The organism is Psychromonas ossibalaenae ATCC BAA-1528 (assembly GCF_000381745.1).
Classification (GTDB): domain Bacteria; phylum Pseudomonadota; class Gammaproteobacteria; order Enterobacterales; family Psychromonadaceae; genus Psychromonas; species Psychromonas ossibalaenae.
Genome location: NZ_KB907028.1, coordinates 14,319 through 31,103 on the forward strand (window position 1 = coordinate 14,319; position 16,785 = coordinate 31,103).

A 16,785-nucleotide genomic window follows, 5' to 3' on the forward strand; every position below is an offset into this window, starting at 1 on the left:
ATTTTTGATTAAAATCTCTTAGATATTATTACCTTAATAACTATTTTGGAGATCATTATGAAAGTTGTAAAAGTTGCTGTTCTTGGTGCCGCTGGTGGTATTGGCCAGGCACTCGCGTTATTGCTAAAACTTGATTTACCTGAAAATTCAATCTTATCGCTTTATGATGTTGCCCCCGTTACTCCCGGTGTAGCAAAAGACTTAAGCCATATCCCGACCAGTGTACAGGTAGAAGGTTATGCGGGAGATGATCCTACACCTGCTCTTGAAGGTGCTGACGTGGTACTTATTTCTGCTGGTGTTGCGCGTAAACCGGGTATGGACCGCTCAGATCTTTTTAATATTAATGCCGGTATTATCAAAAACCTTGTTGGAAAAGTCGCACAGGTTGCTCCCGAAGCCTGTATAGGCATCATCACTAACCCGGTTAATACAACCGTTGCTATTGCTTCGGAAGTACTTAAAGAAGCGGGCGTATACAATAAAAGAAAACTATTTGGTATTACGACACTAGACGTTATTCGAGCTGAAGATTTTGTTGCTGAGAAAAAAGGTCTGCCGGCTGAACATGTTCGTGTAAATGTTATCGGCGGTCATAGCGGTACAACTATTTTACCGGTACTTTCACAGGTACAAGGTGTGGAGTTTACGGATCAGGAAGTTATTGAACTGACAGATCGCATTCAAAATGCAGGTACAGAGGTTGTTAATGCTAAAGCCGGCGGCGGTTCTGCGACATTATCAATGGCCCGCGCAGCTTCTATTTTTGGTATCAACTTAGTACAGGCGCTGCTTGGTAAGCAGGGAATCATTCAAAACGCTTACGTAGACGGTGGTAATTCATGTTCTCCATTTTTCACACAGCCGCTGCTGTTAGGCAAAAAAGGCATTGAGCGGGTTTTACCTTTTGGTGAACTAAGTGATTTTGAAGAAGAAATAAAAGAGAAAATGTTAGCTGTTTTACATGCTGATATTGAGAAAGGTATTGAATTTGTAAAAAATAATCCGTAATTAAGCCTATCTGACTAACATTTTTAAAAAGCCGGTATATGCCGGCTTTTTTTATAGCTATACTTTAAACCTAACTACTTGTTAACAGGGTATAAAAATGAAAGTTTCGGAAGTAATGACAACACGTGTAGTGACTGTTGAAATGGATGACCGTTTAACAGTTGTTAAAGAGATTCTTGATTGTGCCCCTTTTCGTCACCTGTTAGTTATTGAAGATGAGGAGCTGCAGGGAGTGATCAGTGATCGTGATTTATTACGCAGTTTAAGCCCGTTTTTAGGTACTGATGCAGAATCGGTACGTGATACCGCAACAATTAAGCAGCGTGCCCACCAGGTGATGACGCGTAATCCAACGACTATTAATGGAGGTATGTTAGTACGTGACGCTTTAAGACTTATGTTAGAGCAGAATATCGGCTGTTTACCGGTACTGGACAATGGCCGGATCCGAGGGATCCTTACCTGGCATGACGGTGTACGTGCTTTACTGGATGAGTAAGCGCCTAACTATTAGTAATCAGCATCTCTGTTTCCCGGCAATAGCATAAAATGAAATATTAAATCACTTTTTAATGTTTTAACTCGTGTAAATATTTCTTTATAGTGTTCTTCTATCGATAATAATAGAGTGCTGCTATGGATTACCTACCAATTTTTACCAAACTAGAAAACCGCCCGTGTCTTGTTATCGGAGGTGGTAGTGTCGCTTTACGTAAAGTGCATTTACTGCTTAAAGCCGGTGCAGAAGTCACTGTTTGCGCTCTTCAATTTCATTCATCGTTATTAGAAAAAGGTAATGCACAGCAGATTACTCTCCTGCAGCAGGCTTTTTCCCCGGAACTGCTGAATAATAAATGGCTGGTGATTGCCGCTACCAATAATAAAGAGGTAAATCAGCTGGTGGCTGATAAGGCGGATCTGCAGCAGATACTGGTAAATGTTGTTGACAGCCCGGAACAGTCCAGTTTTATTATGCCTTCCATTGTGGATCGTTCCCCGATTGTGGTGGCAATTTCCAGCGGCGGCAAAGCACCGGTATTAGCGCGTTTAATACGTGAACGCTTGGAAGCACTATTACCTATGCATTTAGGGCGCTTAGCCGCTATCTCAGGAGAGTTTCGCCATCGTGTAAAAGCGGTTATAAAAAATGTTTCTCTGCGTAGAAGGTATTGGGAAAAGTTATTCGGTAATGGTGAATTAGCTAATATTCTACAGAAAGGGCAGACAGCAAAAGCGGTGGAGTTAATGGAAAGCAGTTTAACTGAAGATGTGGCTCGCGGCGATGTTGCACTAGTTGGTGCAGGCCCTGGAGATCCGTCTTTATTGACATTAAAAGCACTGCAGTTAATGCAGCAGGCAGATGTTGTTCTCTATGATCGTCTGGTTTCATCTGAAATACTGGATTTAGTGCGCCGTGATGCAGATTTAGTTTCTGTTGGTAAAGAAGCCGGCAACCATGAAGTAGGGCAGTCACGAACTAACCAGATGCTGGTTGAATATGCGCAGCAGGGAAAAAAAGTGGTGCGCTTAAAAGGCGGTGATTCATTTATTTTCGGCCGCGGTGGCGAGGAGCTGGAAGAGCTTGTTGAAGCCGGCATTGCTTTTCAGGTTGTTCCCGGTATTACTGCTGCATCCGGCTGCAGCGCATACGCAGGTATTCCATTAACTCATCGAGATTTTGCTCAGTCAGTGACTTTTGTAACGGGTCATCGTAAGGCGAATGGTGAGCAGTTAAACTGGAAGGCACTTGCTGTCAGTAATCAGACTCTGGTTGTATATATGGGCTTAATTCAGTCGCAGGAGATTCAGACACAGCTCATCGCGAATGGACGAAGCCTGGATACGCCAGTTGCTTTAATTAATAAAGGTACAACTCCGCAGCAGCATGTGGTGATTGGCAAGCTGTCTGAATTAGTACTGCTGGGCGGCGGCTTGACCGGGGCAACTCTGATGATAATAGGCGAAGTCGTTAATCTGGCTGATAAACTCGCCTGGTATCAACCTGAAAATAATCAGAAGCTTTCTCGTGATCCGTTTTTAGTGAACCTAGCCTGATACTTTTCTATTAAGAGCAGTGCTATGCTCAATACAATGCTCTGCTGATTAAAAGGCTGATATCCGTCATGGTTATTAGCCTTTTTAGTATTATTAGAAATATCACCGCTATTGGGCTCATTTATCCTCTCTCGTTAACCTCTGCTAATTTTTGTCCAGTAAGTACTTTATTTTTACCTGTCTGCACTATAATTAATTATTACTACTTTCAGATTATATGGTTATTGAGCTGTAATATTTTTATTAAATTTTTTGTATATACGGTAAATACACTTTCAAATTCACATATAGAAGAAGTTATTTATGCTGCACAGTACTAATAAGTACAGCCGTACCCTGACTAATGAAACTTATGCGTTAATCTTAGCCGGTGGACGCGGCAGTCGTTTATTCGAGCTAACAGACTGGCGTGCCAAACCGGCGGTTTATTTTGGCGGTAAATTCCGCATTATCGATTTCCCGTTATCAAACTGTATTAACTCAGGCATTCATCACATAGGTATTGCAACGCAATACAAATCACATTCATTAATTCGTCATCTCAATCGCGGCTGGGGGCATTTAAAGGCAAAATTATCCGGGTTTGTTGAAATACTGCCGGCGTCACAACGTTATAGCGATGACTGGTATGAAGGGACCGCTGATGCTGTCTATCAGAATATGGATATTATTCGTTCTGAGCGGCCTAAATATATTTTGATTTTATCCGGCGATCATGTGTATCACATGGATTATGCTTTTTTGCTGGCTGAGCATGTAAAAAGCAATGCTGATATGACCGTATGCTGTCTCGAAGTACCGACACAGGAAGCTGCCGGCAACTTTGGGGTACTGACAGTTAACGCCGATAATAAAGTGATTGCATTTAATGAAAAACCGGAAAATCCCAATGAAATACCCGACAGCCCAGGCATGTGTTTAGCTTCTATGGGCAATTATGTTTTTAACAGTGAATTTTTATTCGAACAGCTGTTAAAGGATTATGACAAAGAAGGTTCCAGCCGTGATTTCGGCCAGGATATTATTCCGTCAATCATTAAAAAGCATAATGTCTCTGCTTATGCTTTCAAAGGACCCGGTAATACGAAACAGCCTTACTGGCGGGATGTAGGAACATTGGATTCATACTGGGAGGCGAATATGGAGCTGGTTGCTCCGCAGCCGCAGCTTAATTTATATAATAAAGACTGGCCTGTCTGGTCACATCAAGAACCCCTTCCTCCCACTAAGTTTATTTTTGATAACGAGCAGCGGCGTGGTATGGCTGTTGACTCAACAGTTTCCAGCGGCTGTATTATTTCAGGTTCAACAATTCGTAAGTCTTTACTATTCTCAAATGTTCATACGCATTCTTACTGCCTTATTGAAGAATCGGTATTAATGCACGGCAGCGATGTTGCTGAGCACTGTAAGTTATTTCGGGTGATTGTTGACAGCAAGTGTCAGATTCCTGCAGGTTTAACCATTGGTTATGATAGAGAGCAGGATATAGCGAACGGCTTTCGTGTAACTGATAAAGGAATTACGCTGGTCACTCGAGATATGCTGAAAGCTTTAGCTAAAAAAAAGCCAGTTTGAGCGAAGGCATATGATTTTTATACTGCTTAACAATATGAATGGCTTTAGACAGCATTAATCAAAACCCCAAAGTTTTCAGTATAAACTTACCGGTTACCCCCACTTTGTTAATTTCGAAGGCGAATAGGTAAAGAGCAGCCTTTGCTCGACCCCTTTTATATTTGTGACCCTTTTGTTAACTCTTTGCGACAGTTATGAGAACTCTTTTGTTTAATCTATAAGTGTTCTCAAACACAAAAGGAAATTGATAATGAAAATAATTACTAAACCTCAGTCAGCAAAGCACCTAACCACTCTTACTACCGGTATTGCCTTTATGGCCTTGTCAATGACTGCACAAGCTGCTGAGCTGGACATCCATATCACCAACCTAACCGGCGGCTTGTATTTTACTCCGGTTTTATTAGCTGCTGCCGATGGTAATACGCATCTTTATCAAACTGGTGAAACAGCCTCTACAGAATTACAAGCCATGGCTGAAGGCGGGGACATTTCTGGTTTGGCTGTGCTGGTTGAGGCTGCTGGCGGCGTAAAAGTAGAAAATCCTGCCGCTGGTTTATTAGCACCCGGGGCCAGCGCCAATAATATTATGCTGGATACCGGCAGCAATACGCACTTATCTTTAACAGCTATGATCCTCCCAACCAACGATGGTTTTGTTGGGTTAAATAACTGGCAGGTTCCGACAATGGCCGGCACATACACTATTTATCTAGATGCCTATGATGCAGGCACAGAAGCTAATGACGAAATTATAAATGGAGGCGGGACTCCAGGCGCCGCTGGAATTCCAGCGGCTCCTGGGGCTGATGGCGGCATGAACGGCAGTGGTTTAAGTTCGACTCAAAGCAATACAAAGGTACATATTCACCCGGGTAATATTGGTGACATGGATGCAGAAGGCGGTAAAAGTGATTTAGACAGTCGTATACACCGCTGGTTAAACCCTGTTGCCAAACTAACAGTAACCGTTAAATAAGGAGAGCTGTAATGAATATTATTACCAGTAAAAAGTCTGCTTTCAGAACGGCGGCCTTAGTAGTTATCGGGGCATTGTTAAGTGCTTGTGGAGGCAGTGATGATAAAGCTGTGCCGATGACAATGATGGATAGCTATTCATACCAAATCGAAGTTAGTAATTTAACAAACAATCAGCCTTTATCTCCACTATTAATAAGTCTTAACGATGGTAGGTTTATGCCTTGGGTAGAAGGAAGTTCAGCATCAGTCGCCTTAGAAAAACTAGCAGAAGGCGGTGATAACTCAGAGCTATTAACAGCAGCTCAACATGCTGATAGCGGCAGTTATAAGGTCATAAGTGCTGATGGACCCACTGGTGCAGGTGCCAGCAAGGCATGGATAGTTGAATTTGAAACTGCTCATGAAAGCATACCAACAGTACACTTATCTTTAGCTGCTATGCTTGTAAATAGCAATGATGCATTTACTGGTGTGGATAGTTTATCTCTAGAAAGCCTCGCTGTTGGTGATTATAAAATGAACTATTATCCAGCTTTTGATGCTGGAACTGAAATTAATTCTGAACTTATCGGGTCTATTCCAGGGCCAGCTGATGGCGGCACTGGTTATAGTGAAACTAGAGATGATATAGATTTTGTGCATATTCATCCTGGTGTTATCAGCTCAGACGACGGTTTGGCGGATTCTGTACTTAATGCCGGCCATAAATTTGATAATCCAGTGCTGAGTATTAAAGTTACAAGATTAGAATAATCAGCATTGTCCTCTAAGCCTGAATATTACTTTCAGGCTTAGGTGGAGTGACTAAAAAGAGCTGACAATGTCCAAAAAAATTCTAGTGCTTGAAGACCAAAATGATATTGCCAATTTGATCCGTATCAACTTAGAAATGCTAGGTTTTGAGGTAAAGCTGTATTCACTGGGGAAACCGGCATTAACGGCCTTAAAACAGGATCATTTTGATTTATTACTGCTCGATCTTAATCTGCCTGATATTGATGGTTTAAGCATTTGTAAAACGCTTAGAGTTTCAGATAATCCAATTCCTATATTAATGTTAACGGCAAGAGCTGATGAATTAGACAGGGTAATGGGATTGGAAATGGGGGCTGATGATTATTTAACCAAACCTTTTAGCGTATTAGAGTTACAAGCTAGAGTTAAAGCTTTGTTGCGCCGCAGCCAGCAGCAGGAGCCGCCAGCCAGTAAAGCTGCAAAATTAGTATTAAAGGGTATTGAAATTGATCTCGAACTTCGAGATATATTGGTACTTGGTAAGAAGATTGAGTTGACCAGTACTGAGTTTGATCTGCTTATATTTTTAGCTGAGCATCCTGGCCGAGTATTTAGTCGTCAGCAATTGCTTGAATCAGTTTGGGATTACCATAATGAGTGTTATGAACATACCGTTAACTCCCATATAAATCGTTTGCGAAATAAAATAGAGCCTCAACCCTCAGATCCGCAGTTTATTAAAACGGTATGGGGTGTGGGTTATAAATTAGAATCAGGAAAATAAAATGAAAACCATCTTCAGCCAATTAACACTGGCCTTAATTCTATTGTTTTTGGCTGGTGGCTGGTTGTTAGTGGAGCTGTTTCAGCGCAGCAATCAGAGCTATGCAGATGAGGTGCAGCAGTATTTGCATCAAGATCTTGCGATTCATATGGTGGCCGATAATCCTGAATTGAAAGAAGGTCGAATTCATTCTAAGGGATTGTCTAATGCCTTTCATACTTTAATGTTATTAGGTCCAGCTTTTGAAATTTATGCCCTAAATAATGAGGGAAAGATTCTAGTTTACTCCGAAGAGTTAGGGGATTTAGTACATCAAAAGGTAGATTTAGCTGCCGTTAAGGGCTTTATAAAAGGCGGTAAATACCCAATATATGGTGTTGATCCTCGCTCTGAATCACAACGGAAAATCTTTTCAGTTTCAGAAGTTTATGACCGAGCTGGTAGTCAAATTGGCTATTTGTATGTGATATTGGGGGGAGAGAAACAAGATTCTGTTTTACAGCAGTTTTCTCTGGGTAATAGTCAGAGCAAAGCCTTTTTCGTTTTATTGCTGGCCTTGCCGACGGGCCTTATTTTACTGCTTATTTTATTTGCACAACTGACTAAACCACTAAGTCGATTAAACAAAAGCATTTTAGATTTTAAAGCGACAGGTTTTACTCAATTTAAACAAGCTAGTGCCCCTAAGGCCGCCGCTAGAGAGATTCAACAATTACACAGCAGCTTTGATTCTTTGGCTGAGCATGTTAGCCGGCAGTTTGAAGAGATAAAAAGTACGGATGATTTACGGCGAGAACTGCTGTCACATATTTCGCATGATCTTAAAACTCCCTTGTCTTCTATAAAAGGGTATTTAGAAACCTGGCTATTACAACACCCAGACGGTGTTGACAGAAAGTTAATTGAAATTGCCCAAAATAACGCAAATCAACTACACCTGTTAGTAGATCAACTCTTAGAGTTAGCTCAGTTAGAAAATAATCAAAGAAGCTTGAATACGGAGGCAGTTGCCATTGCTGAACTAGCACAAGACGTACTCAATAAGTTCGCCTTACAAGCTAAGAATCAACAGATTACATTATCACTGTCACCCAAAATATCAGCTCTGCAGGTTAATGCTGATATAGGTAAGTTAGAGCGGGTGATGAGTAACTTGGTAGATAATGCCCTGCGCCATACCAGCGGCGGCGGCCAGGTATGGATCAAGCTGCAGGAGAAAAACACTGGAAGTTTAGAAATCGAAATAGGTGATACAGGCACAGGAATTCCAGACGAAGAGTTAAATTCTATTTTTAATGCCCATTATCGAGCAAGTAATAAGCTGGGATCTCAGCGTAATAATTTTGGTCTAGGCTTAGCGATTGTTTGGCGTTTACTGGAACTGCATCAAAGTGAAATTACGGTAAACAGCGAATTAGGTAAGGGCACTAAGATGAGTTTTGAACTGCCAATGAAGAGCAAATAAAAGATAACTCTGTGCATTGAAGGCGTATTAAAGATGACATTTAAAACCATAGTTACACACAATTATTTACAGAAGGCACAGCTCAATAATCTATTATTATGGTGGCCCGCTTACACAAAGTAAGCGGGGTATATGGTTTAAAATTTAGCCTGCAGACCATTAAAAGCAGCTACGCCTTGGTACCAAATAGCGCTGTCTTTGTATACGCGATCTAAATCTGGAGAGTCATAATCTATATGAATTAAACCAAAGCGGCTTTTCGTAGCTGAAGTCCATTCAAAATTATCAAATGTTGACCATGGCATCATACCTATCAGCTTAATCCCATCATTTTGCGCTTTCCAAGCCGTTTCAACCATGCCCTCTGTAAACCTTATTCTAAAGAAATCGTCGATTTCATTAGAATCGGAAAGGGATTCTTGATTTGTGCCATCAAAAGCTCTTTCGTAACTGGCTCCAGTTTCAGTGATCATAATTTCAGCATCAGGGAATTCGTGCTGTAAATGCTGTAATCCTTCATACAAACCACTTGGGTCAAAACGGCCGTTGGCACTGGTTATTGCTTCTGAGCCGTTAAGAGTGAGACCAACTTCCCGCGAAAAAGAATTTTTATCATACCAACTGTCGTCAGGTTTATGATTTTGTTGATCTGGTGGAATCATGTGAACTTCAGGTCGTCGATAATAATTGGTACCAATAAAATCCATACTAACTTCGGCCATTAGTTTCCAATCATCTATAACATCAGCCCTGGCAACTGTGCCGGCACAAGCCGCGGGAGATAAATCTGCTTCACAATCTTCTTTTATTAGATAAGAACCATATTGTCTAAAGTACTCTACAGCCCACTGATCATATTGGTATGTGTCAGTGCGGAAAAAAGGCAAATCGTTATAGCTTGAATGAGCTGGCGCACTTTTATGAGCAAAAGGAGTGAGCCACATACCTGCCCATGCTCTATCGTACATTTCAGTCGCTTTACGATCTAAAGGTTCATTGGTTACAGGTTTGCCAACGCCGGCGCCTACTACGATTCCCAGTCTAGAGGTAGATGGAATTGAAACAGTTTGCTCTGTAACTTTACTCGTAAACACTCCATTTTTCATTTCCTCATACATCTTTTTAATTCGGGCATGACCCGTATAAATGTTATGTAATTGTGGTACGCATGTTCCTAATATATCGATATTAAAACCGACCTTATCGTTAAAGGTTGCTAAAAATTCAGCAGAGAATACTCCAGTGACAACTCCACCGATTACACCATCACTAACACATGCGTCTGAAAATGGTTCATTAACTGTGATCCAAGAACCTACCTGTTGTCCATATTCGGTTAATAAAACTTCAGCGTAATTTTCAAAGTACTCAATCGTAGAACGCGAGCTCCATGACCTAAAGGTAAATGCCCACAAAGACAGCGGCATGTCCCAATGGTACATAGTAACCACCGGTGTTATTCCTCTGGAAACTAATGAATCAATCATTTCTTTATAATGGCGTATTCCTTTGTAATTCAAAGGGTAATACCCTGCTTGTAAAATATAATTTGGTGGGGCGGAAGCGTCATCATTAGTTGGGTCGTCAACAGCCGCTGCATATGTAAACTTTCCGTTGGTCAAAACAACAGGTACAACATCACCCACTTTTGCGTTCGCATTGCGAATAGCCGCTGCTATAGTTGAATATGTGTCATCAGGTAAACGGTTAAATAAACCTTCAAATGGTGTTCTATCAAAATTACTTTCATATTGCTGTAAAGCCCCAAGTGCGACAGGACTTCCGGCAGATGCACCATCCACTAAAGCTTTTGAAGGTAATTGACCCCAGGCTTCAATTGCATTTAAAGGCATAGGAGCACCGTCGTTAGGAACGATACGTGTCCAGGCCACAGAAAAGCGATAGGCGTTGAGATTTAAATCCTCCAAAATATCAAAATCAGATTCAAAGCGGTGGTATTGATCGATGATTGTGTAAGCTCGTTCACCGTAGGTCAGATTTAGACCTCCGTTCACTGGACCTTCTGTTAGAACGTCCCATTTTGAACGAGATTTACCGTCCAAATATCCAGTAATAATGTCCGCCTCGGCATTATCGTTTTCAAAATAAGGGTGGGTGCCTTCTACTTGAAAAGACGCTGTTGCTCCACCCCATAAAAAACCATCAGGAAATTTGAGATCAACACTTCTGTTAACGTCAACCCGACGCTCATCGGAGAGGTTTTGACTACCTCTGTCACCATTACATCCTATAAGAAGAGCAGATAGAATAGTGCATACTAATGTTAATTTTTTATTCATTTACTTTACCTCAATGAGTAATGCCGTTTAGAAAACGGCATTAATTTTTTACCAAGCAGCAAGGGCTTGAACGCCAAAACGGATGTTATTATCTTCGCCAGCTCGATCACCTGTGCGAACTTGCTCTGCTTGTTTACCAAAGAATGCTCCTGTGTAAGCGCGTATTGTTAGTTTCTCTGTTAAACCAATATCTAAAGACAAATCATGAGCCAGCATGATTTTTTGTAAATCCAGTGACGATTTTTGGAAAGAAGGGGTATAAGAGGTCGATGCCAATTCTAGTTTAGTTTGATTGTTATCATCCCATTTGTAACTCGGCGTTAAAATTACACTCCATTGAGAAGGTTTTGTCTCAGGAACATCAGAGGTTATCGTTTTACCCTGAGCGTAATAACCGACATAATCTAAATTGATTTGTTCAGTGACTGCATACGTACCAAAATCGATAATACGCCAAGAGGACTCAAGAGAACCTTCCCACCATGCAGCGGTTTCAGGCTGCAAGCCTGACTGGTTTCCAAAACCAGCATCAGCTAAAGCATCGTTAGCAAACTGCAGAACTAAACGATTGTCGAAATCAAAAAGCGAGCCATACAGCTCTGTTGTAAATAAGAACCCTGCGTCGTCAGCTTCGTTATTTTCTTCTTGAAGAGCTGTTGGATCGGTTTGACTGTAAACTAGTGCGATATCTAACTTTTGCTCAGCAAAAGCGCTAACTCCATCTAAACGCAAATCAAAAATGTTATTTTGAACAGAGCGTTCACCAAATACGTTATTTTTTCCACTGATTTGCTCTCTTTGAACATTCACATAGGCTAATGATAAATCCCCAATGCTAACATTGATATTTTCAATGCCGGCTCCATATCCTGAATTATTCAAATAATACAAATCCATTGCTTCGACTTGTTTTCGTTTATAATAACGTTTACCTGCCCATAGAGTAGCTTCTGGTAGAGGCGCTATAAATCCTGTTGCAGTAACGTTAAGTTGTCTTAATGCTATTTCGGCTGCTCCGTTCTGAGGAACGCTAAGTATTGGCTCAGATAGAGATTGATAATCGTTAGCTTGTGCGCCCTGGTCTGTCTTCACTGATAACATGGTATTTGCTGCAAAAACTTGGCCTTTTTCATTTTCAAAATTCTTACTTAAACCTAATTCAGCATAGCTATCACATTCATTACCAAGCCTGCCTGCATAATAGCCTGCTCCCCCGTCACCAAAACAAAACTGTTCACCACCAGAGCTGGTTGTCGATACACCTGCACGAAGGTAGCCGCTATATTCAAAATTGGCCATTGCCGAAGGTGAAGCCAAAAGGATTACTGCTGATAAAGCGGTCAATTTGATAATTTTATTCACATTCTTATTCCTTTAAAAAGTATTTATAACACTGGCTAGAAACGCATCGTTATTGATAGGCCAGCATCGTTATTAAATTAATGTTAATCATAAGTTTTGAAGACTGTAGGAAATTCTACAGGTACCAAATCTTGAAAAAACGATACTGCCGGCATTGCACCAAGACCAATCAAAAGTTATTAAAAATATTTTAATAACATCTTTTTATGGAGGGTAACTTGTTAATTTCTTTATTTATCAATGTTATATGTTTTGTGTCTGATAGATTGAAATTTAGGCGTCATGTTAAATTGGAACAAAAAAGATCGACATAGATTACCTATAACTGCCTAAATGCAGAGAGAGCGCTGACCAGGATATAAAGCAGTGAGGATGAAGTAGGTGATAATTAAGTTATGGAGCGATGTATGAAGGAGGTTATGATATTTACGATTTAAAAGTCGTTTTTTTACTCTGCATCCAAACCCTTTGCAGGGTATTTAAAAGGAAAAAGTGCTATTTCTATAGCTAAGAACTTTTGAGGACGATAGTGAAACTTTAGCTATAAAAATTTTTAGTGGCGAGGCTATTTTATTTCGATAGTTGGTTTAGATATAAAATATGGGGCTTGGTTATATTTGATACTAAGACAAAGGCGATAAACACCGACATCAATTAAAACTTCAAATGTAGTTCGTTATAATGCTACTCTTATTTTTTTTAGCTGTATGAGACTTCTCTTTGAAAAATATTTCTGACAAGGTCATTTTAGTTAATGGAAGGCAATTATTACCTTCAGAATCAGCTGTTATCATCGATGATAAAAAATACAAATTAGGTATTGGTGATTTTACGGTATTAGAAATCCTTTTGAACAGTATTGATACACCAGTGGATCGCGAAACGCTCTTCAAAAAAGCTTGGGCAGGCAAAGTCGTATCAGAAGCCAGTCTCACTCAATCTATTTTTAATTTACGAGTAGCGCTTGGTGATGATGGCAAAAAGCAAAAGGTACTAAAGACAATTGCTAGAAAAGGTTACATGATTACCGGAGATAGTATTTCTTTTAGCGAGATTAGCCCCCAAAGAGAGACTCCACAACAAACAATAAAGCCGTTAAAATCTAAATTTATTGTTGCTTTGAGCATACTTTTTTGTATTGGAGCAATTGTTGGATGGCTAATAGTTCCAAGTGAAATAGATAGTCTCTTTACAAAAAAAGAAGACTTCACTGAAATTTATAAAAGTAATAAAAATGAATTAACGGCGATAATTCACTTACAAAAAAAACTTGTTACCTCTGAAAAATTACAGCTGAAACAAGATGTTCTCACGGCACTGAAAAATAAAAGCATATCGCAGTTAGACATTTTTATCTTATCAAATGAAGAGTACCATTCTTATGTTTTTGTTTCCCCTGACAGGGATGCTTTCAGTGTAAATATAATCCGCCCTATAAGTATACAAAAAGGATTATTAGTTAGTATGGAGAGGTATATACTTAATGATAAATAATAAGTTATTCACTGTTGTGTTTGGAATAGGGGCTTTACTTATAGGCGGGGTCTTTGGTTATTCTTTTTCTGATGACAAAGTGCTCTATCAGGGAACTTTTCATGGCATGCTGGTCAATCCTTTAGCTAATGAGTTGCTATATACAAAAACAGGAAAGGTTATTGTAGGTAAAAAGTTTGTTTCAAGTAATCACTATTTCACATCGGAGTCTGGTCAAATACAAATGAAACACGGTGGTTATTATTTTGGAATATTTGACCAAGTAGAGAGAGAAATACGTATGGAAGGTGCAGTACCAACCCACCATAGTCTTGATACATATAATTTTAAATTTCCAAATGATGTACGACTAAGTAAGGTAAAGATTAGCAAGCTGCCCCAGTTATCTTCATTCGGTTCAAAGTTGTACTACCTCGAGAGAACCAGTGGGGTTTTAACAGTAATAACGCTGAATCGAGAACCATCTAGCTAGATCCCCTTGCTGAGATAGTAATTACCCTGTCGTTATATTATCCATAGCAGTCTTAATTTTTAGATTCACTCGTAATAACAACCGCCATAAAAACCTGTTAACTGTCTGTGCGATCAATAGAACCATGAGTCTTTTTTTGCGACAGCAGCTGGACTGATAATTGAGTTTACAGTATTCACTGTGTTTTGATTTTATAGTGTTGAGCGGGGGCGTAGAGCGAAGGAATAATTTTTCAATCGTAAAGGTTATAATAGTCTGTCCTATATTGCTTGATAACTTAATCATGACCGCTTCATTCAGGCTGTTGCCTATCTTGCTCATTACCCTCCCTGCAAAAGACTAAGCCGCATCCTAGCGGCAATCGTAATCGCAATTGAGTTCGTGAATTCCCTCTCATCGAATTTAGGTGCTTATAAGCAATTTATGGCAGAGCCTTTTGTACCAATTGGCATAGGGGAAAAATTTACGCCTCTAATGCTGAATAGTCTATGACACTAACAAGTACGGAAATTAAAAGCTAAAAGGTCATGCAAAAGATTATTAAAATATTTTTAATAACTTTTAATTAGTGCTGGTAGTGATTTTTAATTATTTTGGATTAGCGTTGGTACTGTGTTGCCGTTGGTGGATGAGCCTACATATGGAGCACTAGGCTATGCTGCTGCCAATGGACAAGGGCGCTGGATATCGAGAAGTCAGTCTCACCCGGTGCCTTCAAAGCTCATGATTAACATTAATTAGAAATTGATAGGAACATTATGAAACAATTAACAATCTTATGTGTAATTTCGTTTAGTACTTCAGCATTAGCGACAGGCGGAACTCCATCAGCACCTTGCTACATCGATGGTGCAATGGCCGGTTCAAATACAGTAGTTACTACATGTGGTAAAACGGTTAATACTGAAACAATCACATTGAAAGAACGTCTAGCGACTGTAAATAATTCTTATGACTGGCTTTCGCAAGGTAACGTAGATGGTAAGGCGACAATAACATTAAATGAACATCCATTAACTGCCGCTCATACCTATGATTGGATTATGTAAGCTTAATAAATAATTATAAAGTGGTCTTTAGTTTAATTAGGGTCACTTTATACACTGTTATTATTTGACTCTATTCCAGTTAATTGTTGTCGCCACTGTAATATCTTAAATTACAATCTATTATAAAAACTTAAAAGCTACTGCAGTCTCAATATTTACAAGGTGTTAGGAGGATACAATAAAGTCACCAATACTACTCTGGAATAGAGCCTATTATTTAAAAAATGGGTATATATCAATGGAGCATGGAGAACATAGTATTGTAGTCAATGGAAACATCATTGTACTTAAATTTACAGGTGCTTTTAATGAATATGGAGTGTTCAAGTTTACTCAAGATGTGAAAAATGTCATAGAAGGTTTCAACGGTAATATCTTTTCTATTTTAGTTAATAATTTAGAATTATTAGGTGGCACTCCTGAAGCGTATGAGGAATTTGAAAAATATAATAAGTGGTTAAATAATCAAAATATGGCGGCTAAAGCAATAGTGATAAAGTCATCTGCTACTTTGGGTATTATCAATAGTTTGGTTCCATCTATCAAATCACAAAATATAAAAGACTTCAATAACAAGTCTGAAGCTATCAAATGGTTGAAAGAGCAGTTAAAGAGTGATTATGCCTGTTTTAATTCAACCTGCGGTGAATAGCCTGACCTTTATATAAAAATTAGGCATCTAGTTAAGCATCTTGACCAATACTTAAGAAATAATAGTTAAAGTTATTTGACAGGCCAATCCTAATAACTTACCCATAACCTCTAGAACGCTGGGTCGATAGCATCACATTGACCTAGCAGCTGCCACCAGACCTAACTTCCCAGCTTTAACATTTAACTGATTTCATCTACGGTGTCGTCGGGCCAGTCCTCCGCCGGTCTTACACTTAGAATTTAAGCTGATTTAAATACGACTGTACTAATCCTGTTTATTTTATTATCTGAGGCTATGTAACTGCTTGCTGAGCGACTCTGTAACAGAAGGATATGAGTAATTACCTAGAGGAATTTATCTCAGGCTAGAATGGCGCTGAATTGCATCTGAGTTAGATTAGCGCTAATCATGATGGAGGCATGGACTAGTTACGCTCTGCTCTGAATTGGTAATGATCTGCAGGTATATATCAATGCTGATTTAAAATAATGATTTAGTGCTGAGAAATATGATTGGTGGAATGTTGCTTAGCAATTAAATGGGAAAGCTACAGGATTGATTACCGGATATGGACAGGATGGAAAACAGTAAAGTCTAGATATGAAAAAGGCGCTTGGATTTCTCCATGCGCCTTATCAATAATATGGTGGCCCCTCCCAGACTTGAACTGGGGACCTGACGATTATGAGTTTTAGCCGAGTCACCTATTCTTAGCAATGTTAATAGCCTAATTTCCCCTCAGTAATTCATAAACTGATACCCGCGTTGACGTTGACGACAGATTTAGAGCCGACGACGCCGTCACGGGTTAGGGGGAAATTTTGCTGGGGTGAGCTGGGGTTAC

Annotated in this window: 14 protein-coding genes; 12 read left to right on the forward strand and 2 right to left on the reverse strand. The window is 39.7% G+C overall.

Annotated features, from left to right (window positions below; translation table 11 throughout):
• Positions 1-57: 57 nt before the first annotated feature.
• The 8 genes from mdh (at position 58) to G327_RS0120845 (ending at position 8,609) form a co-directional block, all read left to right on the forward strand.
• A complete protein-coding gene (mdh, locus tag G327_RS0120810) occupies positions 58-1,011 on the forward strand; it encodes a malate dehydrogenase (RefSeq protein ID WP_019616740.1) in 954 nt (317 codons plus the stop codon).
• A gap of 91 nt (positions 1,012-1,102) precedes the next feature.
• A complete protein-coding gene (locus tag G327_RS0120815) occupies positions 1,103-1,510 on the forward strand; it encodes a CBS domain-containing protein (RefSeq protein ID WP_211217259.1) in 408 nt (135 codons plus the stop codon).
• Between the two features lie 137 nt (positions 1,511-1,647).
• Positions 1,648-3,066: a siroheme synthase CysG gene (cysG, locus tag G327_RS0120820; RefSeq protein WP_019616742.1), complete on the forward strand. Its 1,419-nt coding sequence runs from the start codon at positions 1,648-1,650 to the stop codon at positions 3,064-3,066.
• Positions 3,067-3,369: 303 nt separating this feature from the next.
• On the forward strand, positions 3,370-4,644 hold the full coding sequence (glgC, locus tag G327_RS0120825) for a glucose-1-phosphate adenylyltransferase (protein WP_019616743.1): 1,275 nt from the start codon (positions 3,370-3,372) through the stop codon (positions 4,642-4,644).
• 250 nt (positions 4,645-4,894) lie between these two features.
• Positions 4,895-5,623: a spondin domain-containing protein gene (locus tag G327_RS0120830; RefSeq protein WP_019616744.1), complete on the forward strand. Its 729-nt coding sequence runs from the start codon at positions 4,895-4,897 to the stop codon at positions 5,621-5,623.
• Positions 5,624-5,634: 11 nt separating this feature from the next.
• On the forward strand, positions 5,635-6,378 hold the full coding sequence (locus G327_RS0120835; protein WP_019616745.1) for a spondin domain-containing protein: 744 nt from the start codon (positions 5,635-5,637) through the stop codon (positions 6,376-6,378).
• A gap of 67 nt (positions 6,379-6,445) precedes the next feature.
• Positions 6,446-7,144: a winged helix-turn-helix domain-containing protein gene (locus tag G327_RS0120840; protein WP_019616746.1), complete on the forward strand. Its 699-nt coding sequence runs from the start codon at positions 6,446-6,448 to the stop codon at positions 7,142-7,144.
• Position 7,145: 1 nt separating this feature from the next.
• Positions 7,146-8,609, forward strand: a complete 1,464-nt coding sequence (locus G327_RS0120845) for a sensor histidine kinase (RefSeq protein WP_019616747.1) — start codon at positions 7,146-7,148, stop codon at positions 8,607-8,609.
• A 137-nt stretch (positions 8,610-8,746) separates the two neighbouring features.
• Here the strand turns inward: G327_RS0120845 and G327_RS0120850 are convergent, their stop codons facing one another.
• Complete coding sequence (locus G327_RS0120850) at positions 8,747-10,909, reverse strand: glycoside hydrolase family 1 protein (RefSeq protein WP_019616748.1); 2,163 nt, start codon at positions 10,907-10,909, stop codon at positions 8,747-8,749.
• A 48-nt stretch (positions 10,910-10,957) separates the two neighbouring features.
• On the reverse strand, positions 10,958-12,271 hold the full coding sequence (locus G327_RS26285; RefSeq protein ID WP_019616749.1) for a carbohydrate porin: 1,314 nt from the start codon (positions 12,269-12,271) through the stop codon (positions 10,958-10,960).
• 720 nt (positions 12,272-12,991) lie between these two features.
• Here G327_RS26285 and G327_RS0120860 point away from each other — a divergent pair.
• From G327_RS0120860 to G327_RS25275, 4 genes are all read left to right on the forward strand, one after another.
• The gene (locus tag G327_RS0120860; protein WP_019616750.1) at positions 12,992-13,765 is read left to right on the forward strand and encodes a winged helix-turn-helix domain-containing protein; all 774 of its coding nucleotides are present in this window, start codon (positions 12,992-12,994) and stop codon (positions 13,763-13,765) included.
• Positions 13,755-14,237, forward strand: a complete 483-nt coding sequence (locus tag G327_RS0120865; RefSeq protein WP_019616751.1) for a hypothetical protein — start codon at positions 13,755-13,757, stop codon at positions 14,235-14,237. Before G327_RS0120860 ends, G327_RS0120865 begins: the two co-directional genes overlap by 11 nt.
• A gap of 758 nt (positions 14,238-14,995) precedes the next feature.
• Positions 14,996-15,286 carry a hypothetical protein gene (locus tag G327_RS0120875; RefSeq protein WP_019616753.1) on the forward strand — a complete coding sequence of 97 codons (291 nt, stop codon included), beginning with the start codon at positions 14,996-14,998 and terminating at the stop codon, positions 15,284-15,286.
• Positions 15,287-15,524: 238 nt separating this feature from the next.
• Positions 15,525-15,938 carry a hypothetical protein gene (locus tag G327_RS25275; RefSeq protein ID WP_019616754.1) on the forward strand — a complete coding sequence of 138 codons (414 nt, stop codon included), beginning with the start codon at positions 15,525-15,527 and terminating at the stop codon, positions 15,936-15,938.
• Positions 15,939-16,785 lie beyond the last annotated feature (847 nt).